The following is a 15,554-nucleotide window of genomic DNA, read 5'->3' on the forward strand; positions in this document are numbered from 1 at the left end:
CAAACCTGACTCAAACGTCGGTGTCTCCGTTGCTAATATTCAGGAGATGATTGATGTCTTTAGATAATAAATACGATATCATCGTGATCGGCGCGGGCCATGCCGGGTGCGAGGCCGCATTGGCCTCGGCGCGCATGGGCTGCTCCACGCTCATGCTCACCATGAACCTTGACAGCATCGCGCTCATGCCCTGCAACCCGGCTATCGGCGGCCTGGCAAAGGGTCATCTCGTAAAGGAGATCGATGCGCTTGGCGGCGAGATGGCGAAGATCATCGACCGGACCGGGATCCAGTTCCGCGTCCTGAACCGGAGCAAAGGACCGGCTGTCCACGGCACGCGCGCACAGGCCGACAAGCAGCGGTACCGGCTCGCTATGAAGGAAACCATTGAGAAGCAGCCGGGCCTGGATGTGAAGCAGGGGACTGTCGAGAAGTTCCTTGTTGAGGACAATACGATCCTGGGGGTCGAAACGAGCATCGGCGTGCAGTATCTGGCATCGGCAGTGATCGTGACAACCGGTACTTTTTTAAAGGGACTCATTCACATCGGCATGGTGCATTATCCTTCGGGCAGGGCAGGGGAGTTCCCGTCAATCGGACTATCGGACAGCTTGAGGGAACTCGGCTTCGAGATCGGCCGGCTCAAGACCGGTACGCCCGCGCGGCTGAACGGGAGAACGATCGATTTTTCAGTCATGAAAATGCAGACCGGCGATGATCCGGCCCCATTCTTCTCTTTTACAGAAAATAGCCATCCCCTCCCACAAATACCCTGCTTTCTCACATATACAAACGCACAAACCCATGAAATCATACTTAATAACCTAGACCGCTCCCCACTTTATACTGGTCAGATAAAGGGCATAGGGCCGCGCTACTGCCCCTCCATTGAGGACAAGGTAAAAAGATTTTCCGAGCGCGAACGGCATCAGGTCTTCCTTGAGCCCGAGGGGCTCGATACCGAGGAATATTATGCCAATGGCGTGTCCACAAGCCTGCCGTACGATGTTCAGGTCCGGATGTACCGTTCCATTGCAGGACTCGCGAAGGTCGAGATCATGCGGCCTGCCTATGCCATCGAGTACGACTTTGCGCCGCCGACCCAGGTCCGGCATACACTCGAAACGAAAAAGGTGAGCGGGCTCTACTTCGCCGGCCAGATCAATGGAACATCGGGATACGAGGAAGCCGCTGCCCAGGGACTGATGGCCGGTATCAACGCCGCGCTCAAGATCCGGAAGCAGCCACCCCTTATCCTCACGCGCGCCGAGGCGTACATCGGTGTGTTGATCGATGACCTCGTGACCCGCGGGACGAACGAGCCCTACCGCATGTTCACTTCCCGAGCAGAATATCGACTCATCCTCCGCGAGGACAACGCGGATTTGCGGCTCCGGGACAAGGGGCGTGAACTTGGGCTCGTGTCAGAGGATGTTTACAAACTATTCCTTGAGAAAAAGAAAAGTATCGAGCAAGAAACAGCACGGCTCAAGAAAACCTGGGTCAAGCCCACACCTGAGGTCAATGCCGTGCTCGCACAACAGGGCTCTACTGAACTTCCGGGAGAAGTACCGCTCGATCAGCTCATCAAGCGGCCGGAGCTGGGATACGGGGATATTGCAAAGATCAACCCGCCTGAAACACCGCTTGAAAGAACAGCGGCTGAACAGGTGGAAATCCATCTGAAATATGAAGGATATATCCAGCGTCAGCTCCAGCAGGTGGAGCGCTTTGCATCACTGGAACAGAAAACCATCCCCGCGGACATGGACTACGACGCGGTGACCGGCCTCGGCAGCGAGGTGAAGCAAAAGCTCAAGCAGGTTCAGCCGGTCTCGCTCGGCCAGGCATCGCGCATCTCCGGCGTGACTCCGGCTGCGATGTCCCTTCTTATAGTGGCGATCGAAAAAAGGAAGAGGGGACGAGCATAGTTTTGGAGTCTTCTGCTTCGCTTTGGATAAGCCAATTAGACGTATTTAACGATAAATTCATCTAATAAATTATTGGACAAAAGTATTGACAATATTAGTGCTATAATGTAGATTATCAGTATAAATTCATATAGTTTAACATAATAAAACTGTGACAAAAATGAAGACATTCGAAAAGACACACCCGTGGATAAGTTTTGAGCTTGATCTAAGGAAATTTGATCATAAGCTTTGGATGGCGCTCGGAGAGACCGCGTCCAAGTGTGAGCACATAGCGGGCGTGCCCTTACAGCCGGATACTGCGGAAAAACTACATCTGTTGTATCTTGCAAAAGGCGTCAGGGCAACTACTGCCATTGAAGGAAACACCCTTTCCGAAGAGGAAGTTATTGAGCGTATAGAGGGAAATCTTCCCCTGCCGCCTTCGCGTGAGTACCTTGGAAAAGAGATAGATAATATCCTCAAGGGCTGTAATGAGATTAAGGAAAAATTAATGAAAGGGGAAGCGGGCGGTTTAAGCGTCGCAGAGATCGTGGCATTCAACAAAACGGTACTGAATGAATTGGAACTCGACAAGGACGTTGTGCCCGGAGTAATCAGAAAACACTCGGTTGGCGTGGCGGGATACAGGGGGGCGCCTGCCGAGGATTGCGAGTATCTTCTCCAGCATATGTGCGAATGGCTGAATAGGCCGGAGTTTAACCCGCAAGAACAAGTCATTATTTTTGGCGTAATACGGGCCATTGTCGCCCATCTTTATATTGCATGGATACATCCTTTTGGAGACGGCAACGGCCGCACTGCCAGACTGCTCGAGTTCAAAATACTCCTATTGTCCGGCATCCCGACCCCTGCCGCGCACCTTCTGAGCAATCACTATAATCTTACGAGGACCGAATACTACCGGCAGCTCGACTATGCGAGCAAATCAAAAGGGGACATCATTCCATTCATACAGTATGCGGTGGAAGGTTTTGTGGACGGTCTGCGGTCGCAGCTTAGGGTCGTACAGCAGCAGCAATTATTAGTTGCCTGGCGCGATTATGTGTATTCACATTTCAGAGATAAGACCGGAAAGATAAACGACCGTATGAGAAAACTCGTGTTGGATCTTTCACAGCTGAGTGAACCTGTTGCCCTCGCCAAACTCAATGAAGTCAGTCCCCGCATAGCAGCGTTATACGCGACGAAAACCCCAAGAACCGTTCGCCGTGACGTCGAGGAATTGTTGCGTGTCAACTTGATCCGGCAACAGGGGAATGGTTATATTGCAAATAAAGAAATTATGCTGTCCTTCCTGCCGGAGCGGAACAGAAGGGAAAGAGTAGAGGGAAAAGAGAGCGGCTTGAAGAAATGATGTCGGCATCCATCCCTCAATTTTCGCGAGGCTGCTGCATTACGAGGAAGCATTGCCCAAAGGAAAGAAGCTGTTGGATCGAATCTCACCAGACTGTTGAATAAGTCAATGAGTACCAATAATGTCATTCTGAGCGCAGCGAAGAATCTTGTTTTTTCGAATAGTTGAGATCCTTCACTTCGTTCAGGATGACGATATAGGAGCGTTTTTCAACAGCCTGTCACGTATCGACGAGTACCTGTGCGCGTTGCAGTCCTGCTCGCTGCCATCCATGAACAATCAACGGAAAAACCATGATGGATACTTGACTTATTCTTATGGATAGTATAGTATCCATACATGGGCATCCACAAGGTTCTTGAAGCCATCTTCGGCAGTCCCGCAAAAATCCGCATCCTGCGGGTTCTCTCCGCCTCCCCGCAACCGCTGAGCGGAAGGCAGGTTGGAGAACTTTCAAAGCTCAGTCATCGAGGCGCCATCCAGGCATTGGAATCCCTGGTCGAACTCGGCGCAGTACGTCAGCGCAGGGTTGGAAACGCGTATCAGTATTCCCTCTCCCCGGGCAATAGAGCGGTCGAACTGATCATTGTGCCCAGTATCAAAGCCGAGGCGGCGTTACTTGATGAGCTGAAAAAGAAGATCGTCGCGCAATTCGGAAGAAAAGCGGTCAGTCTCACGCTGTACGGCAGTGTTGTCAGGGGGACGGAAAAAAGGGGCAGCGACATCGATGTTCTGGCAATTGCAGGGGATGAACGACTGAAATCGGACCTGGAGGAAAAATCAGCGGCTCTTGCACCCTTCTATCGCGAGCGTTACAATTCCCTTCTTTCGCTGCACTGTTTTACTCTCGATGAGCTCCGAAGCAAAAAAACCTTGCCGTTGCTCAGGACCGTCAAAGAGGAGGGCGTGACGCTTTCCGGCAAACCACTCCGAGAGCTGCTTCCATGACAAAAAAACGGAAAACGCGGGCTGTTGACAAGCGCGAGTATCGGGACTTTTTCGCCAAGGCAAGGGATTTTGCTTCCCTGTTGGACTTTGCGCTTGCGGAAGGCAAGTGGAACTCCGCGGGGCTTCAAGCTGTCCATGCCGTGATCTCAGCCAGTGACGCGGTGATTGTCTATTATGGCGGAGTGAGGAGCGTCGAACTCGACCACCGGGAGGTTGTCGGCCTGCTCCACGATATCATTGGCGAAGCGGCTGCGCCGGCGGGCAGGCATGTTTCAAGGGTCATCGCAAAAAAGAACCTTGTTGAATACGAAGGAAGGTCAATTACCCAGGCCGAGGCAAGGGAAATGGCGGAGCATGCAAAGCGCTTCCTTGAATGGGTGACGGGGATGTTGCCGCAAGAATAGGCGAACGGCAATTGAGTATCACAGCACGTTATTTTATCGCGCAATTCTGATTGTCTGGAACATCATAAGCGTCAGATTATTCTGTGGCTTTCAGCGACCTCAAATACTCCTCCCATTCCATGGGGAGGAAATATTTTTTTTTGTTGTTGCATTCCTTGCATGCGGGCACGAGATTTCCCTGCACCGACTTGCCGCCGCGCACGATCGGGATAAGATGGTCCATGGTCAGCTCCGCTGGTTTAAACTTGCCTTCGCAATAGTAGCAGATGCCGGAAGAGCGTTTCCGTTTCCACCACTGGGAACCGCGCAGTTCGCGGGCCTTTGCCTTCTCCCTTTTGATGTGTTCGTCATCGACGGCAATGAAATAATCGGTCATAGTATTAAAAAAGAAGTAGACAGGGGTCAGAAAAAAAGGGGGAATAGCTTGCCTTTTACTGCGGACTCCTGCAACGCTTATACTACTGGCTTCTTCCCCGATTGTCACGCCAAAAAATGAAATGGCATATCTCCTTCATTCAGAAATTCCAAATATGGTGACACCACATCCCCGTTAGAGGCATTCGGGGATGGCATAAACACACGTATAAATATAGCGTCCTTCCCGAAGTTTTAAAAGCCTGCCCCAGCATGTTTTTAAGCCGGGGGGAATCCGGTTTCAGATGATACCAGATATTGTGGTTACATGGGTCACGGATACCACATAAAATTGATTTTCAGCCCAATTCCCCACCCACCCTGTAACAGCATAAAATATTAATATTTTCCTTGACATCGACCCCCATGAATTATATACTTTGGCCAGCAGGTGGTATAAAGTGGGGTGCAGTGGGTATAGCAGGGGAGGGCCATGTTCCGGGGCAGCTTTGAACATACCGTGGATTCCAAAGGAAGGGTGAGCGTTCCGTCGAAGTTTCGCGATATCATCGCGGACCGGTACGACGGCAGGCTCGTGCTTGCCATGGACTATGACAAGTGCCTCACGGTCTATCCGCTCGAGGAATGGGAGAAGTTGGAGGAAAAGATCAGGACCCTGCCCACGATGAAAAAAGAGGTCAAAGACTTCATGCGGTTTCTTCTTGCCTCGGCCACCGAGTGTGAGCTCGACAAGCAGGGCCGCGTGCTGATCCCCGCTGTTCATCGCGATCACGCGGGGATCGTGAAAAATGTGATGCTGGTCGGGATCATCGACAAGATCGAGATATGGGACGCCAAGGCGTGGGAGGCACGAAATTCTCAGAATGGCGACAAAATCGGCGAAGCGCTTGCCGCATTGGGCCTCTAGCATGGAACCGAAACTCAGGGTATATCAGATGAACCTGGATGGCGAGATCGACGCGGCGAAGATAGCGGAGATCAATCGCGTCATCGGTCAGCTGATCAAGGGTGAAATGTTCGGCCTGATCCTGAACTTCGAGTCCGTGGAGCATGTCAACTTTACGGTCCTTTCTGCGCTGGTTGACGAGCGGAAACGGATGCAGTCGTTCGGTGGTGATATCCGGCTTGCGGGAATGTCGGACTATATCAAGAATATCTTTCGCACCACCGGCGTGCTCGAGCAGTTCCAGGTCTTTGACACGGCACAGCTCGCGGCGAAGAGCTTTGGGGGCGGAAAACCGGAAACAAACCTGCCATTGGGACTGTGAATCAGTGCGGAGTGCGGAATGCGGAGTGCGGAATTATCTGGAGGGAATGCAGAATTAAATAATACTCCCAACTCCGAACTCCTGACTTCGAACTTGATCCATACACCCGTTCTGCTGCACGAGGCCGTTGACCTGCTCGCACCAAAAGCAGGTGGGTTGTATGTAGACGGGACGCTCGGGGCCGGCGGCCATGCTGCGGAGATCCTGAACCGCTCGGCGCCCGACGGCGTGCTGATCGGCATGGACCAGGATGCGGACGCGGTGGAGCGTTGCGGCAAAAGCCTCGCGCCTTACGGAAATCGCGTTATCATCAGGCAGGCGAATTACCGTGACCTGCCCGAGGTCCTCTCCGAGCTCGGGCATACGGTTGTCGACGGGGTCCTGCTTGATCTCGGCATGTCGTGGTTCCACCTCAAGGCCCCGGAGCGCGGCTTCAGCTTCATGCTCGACGGTCCCCTCGATATGCGCATGGACATGAGCAGATCGAGGACCGCTGCCGACCTGGTGAACACCCTCCCTCATGAAGAGCTGGTGAAGATCATCCGGGAATACGGGGAGGACCATAGGGCCGGCGCCATAGCGAGGGCAATAGAGAAGGCAAGGGTCCGGGGGCCTATCACGAGCACGGTTCAGCTTGCAGAGATCATTTCAAGCGTATTTCCCCCTTACCCGCCCCGACGCATTCACCCCGCCACGCTGACGTTCCAGGCGCTCAGGATCGCGGTCAATGATGAACTGGCGGCCCTCGCGGAAGGGCTGGCCAATATCATTCCGATGCTGAGGCCCGGTGGAAGGGTCGCCGTAATAACGTTCCACTCTCTCGAAGACCGGATCGTGAAGCAGGCCTTCGTGAAAGAGGCAAAAGGATGTATATGTCCGCCCCGAATGCCGGTGTGTGCCTGCGGCAGGAAGCCGGTCCTCAGGATCCTTACTCCCAGGCCGGTGGCGGCCGGGGAAGAAGAGTTGAGAAAGAACCCCGCGTCAAGGAGCGCAAAGCTCAGAGCTGCGGAGAAACTATGAAAGTGAATATTGATGAACTCGTAAAAAGGCCCCAGAGCCGTCATTGCAAGGAGTGCAGCGACGTGGCGATCTCGACTGTGCAACCGATTATGAACTGCGAGATTGCTTCGCTTCGCTCGCAAAGATCCTTTTTGATACTTTTTACGAATGCATCAAATTTATAATTTCCAATCTTCATTTTCCAATTGGAGCGTAGCGACATCATGACAACCCGGACAGGTGACATCGGTACTATGGTATTCGGGCGGAGCAGGCGTGACAATTTTCACCGGGTTCTCGTCGCGCTCCTGATCATCTCCGGCCTGCTCCTCTATGTGGGCGGGAAGGTGCAAATCGTCCAACTCGGATACCAGATCGAGGGCCTGGAGCGCGAGAAGCATGGGCTTGAGCGTGCGAACAGGTCGCTCCTGATCGAGGCGTCGAGCCTGTCATCTCCCGCGCGCATTGAGGAGATCGCGATCAAGCGTCTGGGCATGATCAGACCGGCGAAGGAGAACGTCGTGATCGTGAAAAGAAAGAGGGATACGGTAAATTCCAAATAGCAATTACTCAGGTTGTCTGGTTCACGGCTCAAGGTTCATGGTTTAAAACTGAACAGGTTGTTGAAAAACACTTGGTTTACCCTTCGACAAGCTCAGGGCGAACGGAGCATGTATTGAATTTATTCGTATTTATCCGTTCGTGGTGAGCCTGTCGAACCACAAAAAGACTTTTTCAACAGCCTGTGAATATTCAACACCGATACTCTGTACCTTTCATCACGACTTTCCAACCGTGAACCTGGAACGGCTCGACTGAGCTCGCCGAAGTCTTTGAACCAGAGCAGTTGGATTTGATTTTCAGCATGACGCAGTGTGAAGGAGTTGAAAGGGATCCGGCTGCCAACTCCGGGGAGCGTGTAGACATTAACAGGCGGGGAAGGATAATCACGGTATTGCTGCTGATGGGCATGGGCTTCGCGCTCGTGTCGCTGAGGCTTGTATACCTCCAGGTCTATCAGCGAGCAGAGTTCACCGCCCGTGCCGAACGTCAACAGGAGCGCGTCGTGAAGCTTGATCCCAAGCGGGGCACCATTTACGACCGCATGGGCAGGGAGCTTGCCGTGAGTCTCGATGTGGATTCGGTCTACGGGGTGCCCTCCGGGATCGACAATCCGCGCGCGGTCGCGCAGCAGCTCTCCGGGATTCTGCGGGAAGACCGGCGCGGCCTTGAGCAACGGCTGGCGGGAAACAAGCAGTTTGTCTGGCTCAGCCGCAAGGTGGAACCGGGAAGGGCCGAGAAGATCCGAGAACTCGGCAATAAGGAGATCGGTCTTCGGATCGAGGCAAAACGATTTTATCCCAAGAAGGCCCTCGCCGGGCCGGTGCTTGGATTTCTCGGTGTGGACAACAAAGGCCTTGAGGGATTGGAACTCACCTACGACAAGACGCTCCGTGGCGTGAGCGGCTGGGTGGTCGCTGAAAAGGACGCCAGGGGCAGGACGGTTTTCCCCGGCGGATCGGGTTTCCAGTACCAGCTGCCGAAACCGGGCCATGACATCCTCCTCACGATCGACGAAGTGATCCAGCACATCGCCGACAAAGAGCTCGACGCGGCGCTCGCGACTTCGCGCGCAAAGGGCGGCGTCTGCCTTGTCATGAACCCGCAGACCGGCGAGGTGCTTGCCCTTTCGGTGCGCTCGGCCCCGCACGTCAAACAGGCGTTCAACCCGAACGAGCCTCAGCGCTCGAAGCCGGCGGAGTGGCGGAACCGCGCGGTAACCGATGCCTTCGAACCAGGCTCGATCTTCAAACCATTCCTCGCGGCGGCGGCGCTCGAAGAGCGGGTCGTGCACCCGCTCGAGCCGGTTGACTGTTCGGCAGGCAAAATTCAGCTTGCCGACCGCGTGATCAGGGACGCGCATGAAAAAGGCGTACTGACCTTCACGGACGTGATCGCCGAGTCAAGCAACGTCGGCACCATCACGGTGGCCCTGCGGCTCGGAAAGGAGCGCTTTGCGAGATACATTTCCGCCTTTGGCTTCGGGAAGAAGACCGGCGTGGACATCCCCGGGGAGATCTCCGGCCAGCTCAAGGACTACCGCCTCTGGTCCGGTGTATCCATCGGTTCCATTGCCATCGGCCAGGAGATCGGGGTGACGCCGATTCAGATGGCCTCGGCCTACTGCGCGCTCGCTAACGGCGGTATGCTCATGAAGCCCTACCTCGTGTCTGAGATCATCGACCACGGCGGCGGGGAAGGGAAAAAGTTCCAGGCCCAGGCCGTGGGCCGCGCGATCACCGCGGAGACCTGCGCCAAGGTGAACAAGATGCTTCAGCGGGTCGTCGAGACCGGCACGGGCCAGCAGGCGCGGCCCGCGGGGTACACCGCCGCCGGCAAAACGGGCACGGCGCAAAAGATCGACCAACGGACCGGCAGGTATTCACAAAATGATTACGTGAGCTCATTCGTGGGATTCACTCCGGCCAACTCCCCGAAGCTTGTGATCCTGGTGATGGTGGACAGTCCTGAAGGCGCTGTCCACTACGGCGGCAGCGTGGCCGGACCGGTATTCAAGGCGGTGGCGGAACAGAGTCTCGCGTACCTGCAGGTGGCGCCGGACGAGGTGGGAGGCAGAATGCTCCTGGTGGGACGATGAAGCTCGGTGACCTTCTGATCGGGTTGGAAAACAAAACGACGGTTCCGCCGGGCTGGCTGGAACGGGAAGTGCGGGACATCGCCCATGATTCCCGGAAGGTAAAACCGGGCTCCCTGTTCGTGGCCGTGCGAGGATTTCACTCGGACGGCCATCAGTTTATTTCGCAGGCAATAAAACAGGGCGCAATGGCAATTGTCGCTGAAAAACAGGAGGGGCCCCCGGTCCCGGCCGATACGCTGTTGGTCATCGTGGATGACTCGCGCAGAGCGCTTGCTCTCCTCGCGAATGCGTTCTTCGGCCATCCCTCCCGCCGTCTGACGCTTACCGGCATCACCGGCACGAACGGCAAGACCACGACTACGTATTTGGTTAAAGCCATTATCGAGGCCGCGGGGCATGCAGCCGGACTCATCGGCACGATCGACTATCGCGTGGGCGACAAGGTGTATCCCGCGCCGAATACCACGCCCGAATCTCTCGAACTCCAGCGGCTGCTGTCGGAGATGGTGGGGCTCGGCACGAGCCACTGCGTCATGGAGGTCTCGTCGCACGCGCTGGCGCTGGGCAGGATCGAGGGATGTGAGTTTGCCGCGGCGGGATTTACGAACCTTACCCAGGACCATCTGGATTTTCACGAGAGCATGGACGCCTATTTTCAGGCCAAGCTGCGGCTGTTCACCGGTCTCTCCCCGGAGGCCTGGGCGATCATCAATAGTGACGATGCGTACGGCGTCGAGATCGTCAGGAAAACCCGTGCCCGGGTCATCACCACCGGTTTTTCAGAGCTTGCAAACGTGCGGCCGGTGGGAACGATCCGTCACGGCATCACGGGATTGATGTTCGATGCTGCCTCGCCGGCGGGCACGATCCCGGTCGAGTCATCGCTCGTCGGCAGATACAATATTAACAATATCCTTACGGCGATCGGCATCGGCACCGCCCTCGGCGTGAGTGCCGAGATGATCGCCCGCGGTATCAGAAACATGAAGGCCGTGCCCGGCCGCATGGAAAAAGTGGATGAAGGCCAGCCCTTCAGCGTCGTGGTGGACTATGCACATACCGAGGATGCCATCGTCCGGGTCCTCGAGTCGGTCCGGGAGATTACGGCCAGGCGCATCATCGTCGTTTTCGGATGCGGCGGCGATCGTGACAGGACCAAACGGCCGGCCATGGGAGCGGCGGCGATCGCGGGGAGCGACGTCGTGATCATCACCTCAGACAATCCGAGGACCGAAGATCCCTTGAGCATTATCCGCGAAATTGAACAGGGACTGAGGGAACAGGGCGTAAAGACGTCGGCAGAGGAAACTGCAAAGCAGGTTGTCCCCGGAAAAAAACCGTACTATGTCATCCCCGGCCGGCATGAAGCCGTCGCGGTTGCGATCGGTCTGGCAAGACCCGGTGATGTGGTCGTGCTTGCCGGCAAGGGCCATGAAAATTATCAGATCATCGGGGAGACAAAAATGCGCTTTGACGATCGGGAGGTAGCGCGGGAGGAGATACGGAAAAGACAGACAATAGGGGTAGGATGACAGGGGATAGATGAGTGACGAGAAACGACGAACCAGAGACGACAGAGGAAATACAGCGAGCAAATAAGTATCTATCTGGATTCGGTCTGTTTCCCGACTTCCGTCATACGATGCGTTATCATGAACGAATCTGAAAAAAAATTGTTGCTGGGACTCTTGGATAAGATGGCACAGCTGGAGATCACAGGGGTATCCATAGACTCCCGGACCATTCGGGAGGGCGAGCTGTTCGTCGCCATAAAAGGCGATCGGTTCGACGGCCATGACTTCGTTCCCGGGGTGATGAAAAAAGGGGCCTGGGGAGCGCTGGTCGCGCCGAAGGCGCTTGCGGACACGTTACCCCTTTTTGGCGGACTGAAAAATATCCTGCCGGTGGAAGATACGCTCATTGCGCTCCAGGAATTGGCTTACCTGCATCGCAGGAAGTTCTCTGTTCCCGTCGTGAGCATCACCGGCTCGAACGGCAAGACCACGACCAAGGAAATGCTCGCCGGCATCCTGCAGCAGCAAGGTCCGGTGCTCAAGAACGAGGGGAACCTGAACAACCACATCGGTGTGCCGCTCACGCTGCTCAGGCTCAACGCGGGCCATAAGGCCGCGGTCGTGGAAATGGGGATGAGCGCGCTGGGAGAGATCGATGCGCTCGCCCGGTTTGTCGGCCCCGATGTCGGGGTGATCACCAACATTGGCCCGGCCCATCTCGAGTTTCTCAAGAGCATGGACCTGGTGGCGCAGGCAAAGGGAGAGTTGTTCGGCCACCTGAAGCCCGACGGTACGGCTGTGCTGAATGCGGATGACCAGTACTTCGATACGCTGAAAAAAAAGTTCGGCGGACGCGTTCTTTCTTTCGGCATCGACAAGGCGTCCGCTGTGCGCGCATCGGACATCCGGCAGGAAAAGGACCGCATGGAATTCACGATCCGGTCCGGCAATTCCACGGTGAAGGTGCGGCTGCGGGCTGTCGGAAAGCACAATGTCTATAATGCCCTGGCCGCTGCTGCCGCCGCGCTCGCAATGGGCATATCCATGGATGCCGTGAAAAACGGACTCGATGCTTTTCAGCCGCTCGCCATGCGTTCGGAGCTGAGACAGGTCCAGGGAAGGACCGTGCTTGCAGACTGTTACAATGCAAATCCCGCTTCGATGGACGCGGCACTCTCGACACTGGCCTCACTGAGATCCGGAGGAAAGACGATCGCCGTGCTTGGCGATATGCTCGAGCTGGGAATAGTCGCAATCGATGCGCATCAAACAATCGGCAAGACTATCGCTCGACTCGGGGTGGACCTGGTGATCACATTGGGGCCGCTCGCGAAACACGTTGGAGAAGGGGCGATCGATGCCGGAATGCCGAAGGACCGGGTGCTTGAAGCGCGTTCGCAGGCTGAGGCCGCCGCTCTGCTCAAGAAGCTGTCCCGGCCGGGAGATGTCGTGCTGATCAAAGGCTCCCGCGGCATGAAGATGGAAAAGATCCTGGAGGAGTTTTAATGCTCTATCATCTCTTGTATCCGTTGCGTGATGCCTTCTTCGGGTTTAACGTTTTCCGGTACATCACCTTCCGGAGCGCGGGTGCGGTCCTGACCGCGCTCATCGTAAGCTTCCTGCTGGGGCCGTCCATGATCGCATGGCTTCGGAGGCTCAAGGTGGGCCAGCAGGTCCGGGACGACGGTCCAAAGACCCATCTCAGCAAGCAGGGCACGCCGACCATGGGCGGACTGCTGATCATTGCCGCCCTCGTGAGCTCCGTGCTGTTATGGTCGGACCTCACGAACAAGTATGTCTGGGTGGTGCTCTTCGCCACACTCGCCTTCGGCGGCATCGGGTTCTGGGACGACTATCTCAAGGTGGTGAAAAAACGCTCCACCGGTCTCCGGGCATATCAGAAGTTCGGACTCCAGGTCGCGGCGTCGCTGGTTGTCGGCCTCTTTCTCTATCATTTTTCCGGCGACCGCACGGCGACGTTCCTGTCCGTGCCGTTCATGAAAAGTCTGCTGATCGATCTGGGCTGGTTCTACCTCCCCTTTGTCGCCGTGGTCATTGTCGGGTCGTCGAACGCCGTGAACCTCACCGACGGCCTGGATGGTCTGGCCATCGGTCTCGTGGGCATCGCAGCCGCGGCGAATGCGGTGATCGTCTATCTGGGCGGGAACAAGATCATCGCCGACTATCTGAAGATCCTCTATATTTCCGGGAGCGGCGAGCTCGTCATCTTCTGCGGCGCCATGATCGGCGCAAGCCTCGGGTTCCTGTGGTACAACACGCACCCGGCGGAGGTGTTCATGGGAGATGTGGGATCGCTCTCGCTCGGCGGAGCGCTCGGCACGCTGGCTGTCGTGACCAAGCACGAGCTCATTCTGATCGTCGTGGGCGGCATTTTCGTCATGGAGACCGTCTCGGTGGCCCTGCAGGTTGCGTCGTACAAGCTGAGGGGCAAGCGTATCTTCAGGATGGCGCCCATTCATCACCATTTTGAACAGATCGGTTGGCCGGAGTCGAAGGTCATTGTGCGGTTCTGGATCATCGGGATCATCCTGGCGCTGATCTCGATCGGGTCGTTAAAGTTGAGATGAAAACAGGAAAATTTAATTTACCACAGAGGACACAGAGGAAGGCATGAAACCGAAGGAAAGGGAAAGAGAAGTCATTCAAGTAGCTACGGACAGGATGAGCCCAATTTTTCAGTATCTTTTTTCTCGCTCTTCTCTGCGATCTCTGTGGTAAAAAGTTTTTGACCTTGGAGGTCTCGTGAAGCCTGACTTCAAAGGCAAAAAGGTTACGGTGGTTGGTCTGGCGCGAAGCGGGGTGGCGGCGGCGCGGGCGCTCCATGCGCTCGGCGCGATCGTGACCGTGACGGACAAGAAGCCGATCGACCAGCTTATTGCGCAGGTTGCGTCCCTCGGCAGCGGCATCACGATTGAAGCGGGCGGCCATCCGGACCGGATCTTCATCGATACCGACCTCATCGTGCTCAGTCCCGGCGTGCCCGGGATCCCCCAGGTCCTGCAGGCACGGCAGCATGGTGTCAAGGTGATCAGCGAACTCGAACTTGCATGGCTGCTCTCTGACGCGCCGTATATCGGCATCACCGGAACGAACGGCAAGTCAACGGTCACGACCCTCGTGGGACTGATGCTCGCGAAAGCGAAGAAGAAGGTTCTGGTGGCGGGAAATATCGGGAATGCGCTCACCGAGGATGTTCCGCAACTTACCGGCAAGGACTGGATCGTTGCCGAGCTTTCAAGCTTCCAGCTTGAGGACATCGACACCTTCAGGCCGCGCATCGCGACCATCCTGAACGTGACCCAGGACCATCTCGACCGGTATCACACGATCGAAGAATATGGAGAAGCCAAGGCGCGGATCTTCATGAACCAGCAAAAGAACGATTATCTGGTCTTGAATTTCGATGATCCCATCGTAAAATCGTACACCGGGCGGACAGAGGCCACGGTGATCCCCTTTTCACGGCGGCTCCGGTTTAATCCCGGCGCGTGCGTGCTTGACGGATACCTCATGTTCAACGGACGGCGCATCATTGCCGTTGATGAACTAAAGATCGGCGGCGTGCATAACCTTGAAAACGCGCTCGCCGCAACAGCGCTGTCCCTCCTGGCCGGGGCTGATATCCAATCGGTGGCATCAGTGTTGCGGGAGTTTCCCGGTCTGGAGCACAGGCTCGAATTCGTTCGCATGAAAGACAGTGTTAGCTACATCAATGATTCTAAAGGCACGAATGTCGGCGCCGTGCTCAAATCCGTGGAAGGATTCACCCGGCCCGTGATCCTGATCGCCGGGGGTCTGGACAAGGGAAGCGATTTCAGCCCGCTCTACGATCTGTTCAAGCGCAGGGTCAAGCTCCTGATCCTGATCGGCAAGGCCGCGGACAAGATGGCAAGGGTCCTCGGCATAGCAACGGAGACATTGTTCGCTCAGACGCTGCAGGAGGCTGTCCGGCTCGCGGCTGCCCGTGCCGGGCAAGGGGACGTTGTGCTGTTGTCGCCTGCATGCGCGAGCTTCGACATGTTCAAGGATTTCGAGGACCGCGGGAGACAGTTCAAGGAAGCGGTGAACAATCTATAAT

14 protein-coding genes are annotated in these 15,554 nt (G+C 55.9%); 13 read left to right on the forward strand and 1 reads right to left on the reverse strand.

Annotated elements, in window-relative coordinates; genetic code table 11:
• Positions 1–53: 53 nt before the first annotated feature.
• The 4 genes from mnmG (at position 54) to M0R70_02830 (ending at position 4,640) form a co-directional block, all read left to right on the forward strand.
• Positions 54–1,931, forward strand: coding sequence for a tRNA uridine-5-carboxymethylaminomethyl(34) synthesis enzyme MnmG (gene mnmG / locus M0R70_02815; protein MCK9418291.1), 1,878 nt, complete (start codon positions 54–56; stop codon positions 1,929–1,931).
• Between the two features lie 160 nt (positions 1,932–2,091).
• Entirely contained in the window at positions 2,092–3,288 is a 1,197-nt protein-coding gene (locus M0R70_02820; GenBank protein ID MCK9418292.1) for a Fic family protein, read from the forward strand.
• Positions 3,289–3,627: 339 nt separating this feature from the next.
• Complete coding sequence (locus tag M0R70_02825) at positions 3,628–4,236, forward strand: nucleotidyltransferase domain-containing protein (GenBank protein ID MCK9418293.1); 609 nt, start codon at positions 3,628–3,630, stop codon at positions 4,234–4,236.
• A complete protein-coding gene (locus tag M0R70_02830) occupies positions 4,233–4,640 on the forward strand; it encodes a hypothetical protein (GenBank protein ID MCK9418294.1) in 408 nt (135 codons plus the stop codon). Before M0R70_02825 ends, M0R70_02830 begins: the two co-directional genes overlap by 4 nt.
• 76 nt (positions 4,641–4,716) lie before the next feature.
• Here the strand turns inward: M0R70_02830 and M0R70_02835 are convergent, their stop codons facing one another.
• Complete coding sequence (locus tag M0R70_02835; GenBank protein MCK9418295.1) at positions 4,717–5,016, reverse strand: HNH endonuclease; 300 nt, start codon at positions 5,014–5,016, stop codon at positions 4,717–4,719.
• A 471-nt stretch (positions 5,017–5,487) separates the two neighbouring features.
• On the opposite strand from M0R70_02835, the gene mraZ reads away from it, so the two are divergent.
• From mraZ to murD, 9 genes are all read left to right on the forward strand, one after another.
• Positions 5,488–5,922, forward strand: a complete 435-nt coding sequence (mraZ, locus tag M0R70_02840; GenBank protein ID MCK9418296.1) for a division/cell wall cluster transcriptional repressor MraZ — start codon at positions 5,488–5,490, stop codon at positions 5,920–5,922.
• Position 5,923: 1 nt separating this feature from the next.
• Complete coding sequence (locus M0R70_02845; protein MCK9418297.1) at positions 5,924–6,283, forward strand: STAS domain-containing protein; 360 nt, start codon at positions 5,924–5,926, stop codon at positions 6,281–6,283.
• Positions 6,284–6,301: 18 nt separating this feature from the next.
• The gene (rsmH, locus tag M0R70_02850) at positions 6,302–7,303 is read left to right on the forward strand and encodes a 16S rRNA (cytosine(1402)-N(4))-methyltransferase RsmH (GenBank protein MCK9418298.1); all 1,002 of its coding nucleotides are present in this window, start codon (positions 6,302–6,304) and stop codon (positions 7,301–7,303) included.
• Between the two features lie 203 nt (positions 7,304–7,506).
• Positions 7,507–7,845 (forward strand): cell division protein FtsL, encoded by a 339-nt coding sequence (gene ftsL, locus M0R70_02855; protein MCK9418299.1) that lies wholly within the window; start codon positions 7,507–7,509, stop codon positions 7,843–7,845.
• A gap of 302 nt (positions 7,846–8,147) precedes the next feature.
• On the forward strand, positions 8,148–9,941 hold the full coding sequence (locus M0R70_02860) for a penicillin-binding protein 2 (protein ID MCK9418300.1): 1,794 nt from the start codon (positions 8,148–8,150) through the stop codon (positions 9,939–9,941).
• Positions 9,938–11,473, forward strand: a complete 1,536-nt coding sequence (locus tag M0R70_02865; protein ID MCK9418301.1) for a UDP-N-acetylmuramoyl-L-alanyl-D-glutamate--2,6-diaminopimelate ligase — start codon at positions 9,938–9,940, stop codon at positions 11,471–11,473. The genes M0R70_02860 and M0R70_02865 overlap by 4 nt, the downstream gene beginning before the upstream one ends.
• Before the next feature lie 120 nt (positions 11,474–11,593).
• Entirely contained in the window at positions 11,594–12,961 is a 1,368-nt protein-coding gene (locus tag M0R70_02870; GenBank protein MCK9418302.1) for a UDP-N-acetylmuramoyl-tripeptide--D-alanyl-D-alanine ligase, read from the forward strand.
• Entirely contained in the window at positions 12,961–14,043 is a 1,083-nt protein-coding gene (mraY, locus tag M0R70_02875; protein ID MCK9418303.1) for a phospho-N-acetylmuramoyl-pentapeptide-transferase, read from the forward strand. Before M0R70_02870 ends, mraY begins: the two co-directional genes overlap by 1 nt.
• Positions 14,044–14,218: 175 nt before the next feature.
• A complete protein-coding gene (gene murD / locus M0R70_02880; GenBank protein ID MCK9418304.1) occupies positions 14,219–15,553 on the forward strand; it encodes a UDP-N-acetylmuramoyl-L-alanine--D-glutamate ligase in 1,335 nt (444 codons plus the stop codon).
• The last annotated feature ends 1 nt before the right edge of the window (position 15,554 follow it).

The sequence above is a fragment of the Nitrospirota bacterium genome (assembly GCA_023229435.1).
Classification (GTDB): domain Bacteria; phylum Nitrospirota; class UBA9217; order UBA9217; family UBA9217; genus JALNZF01.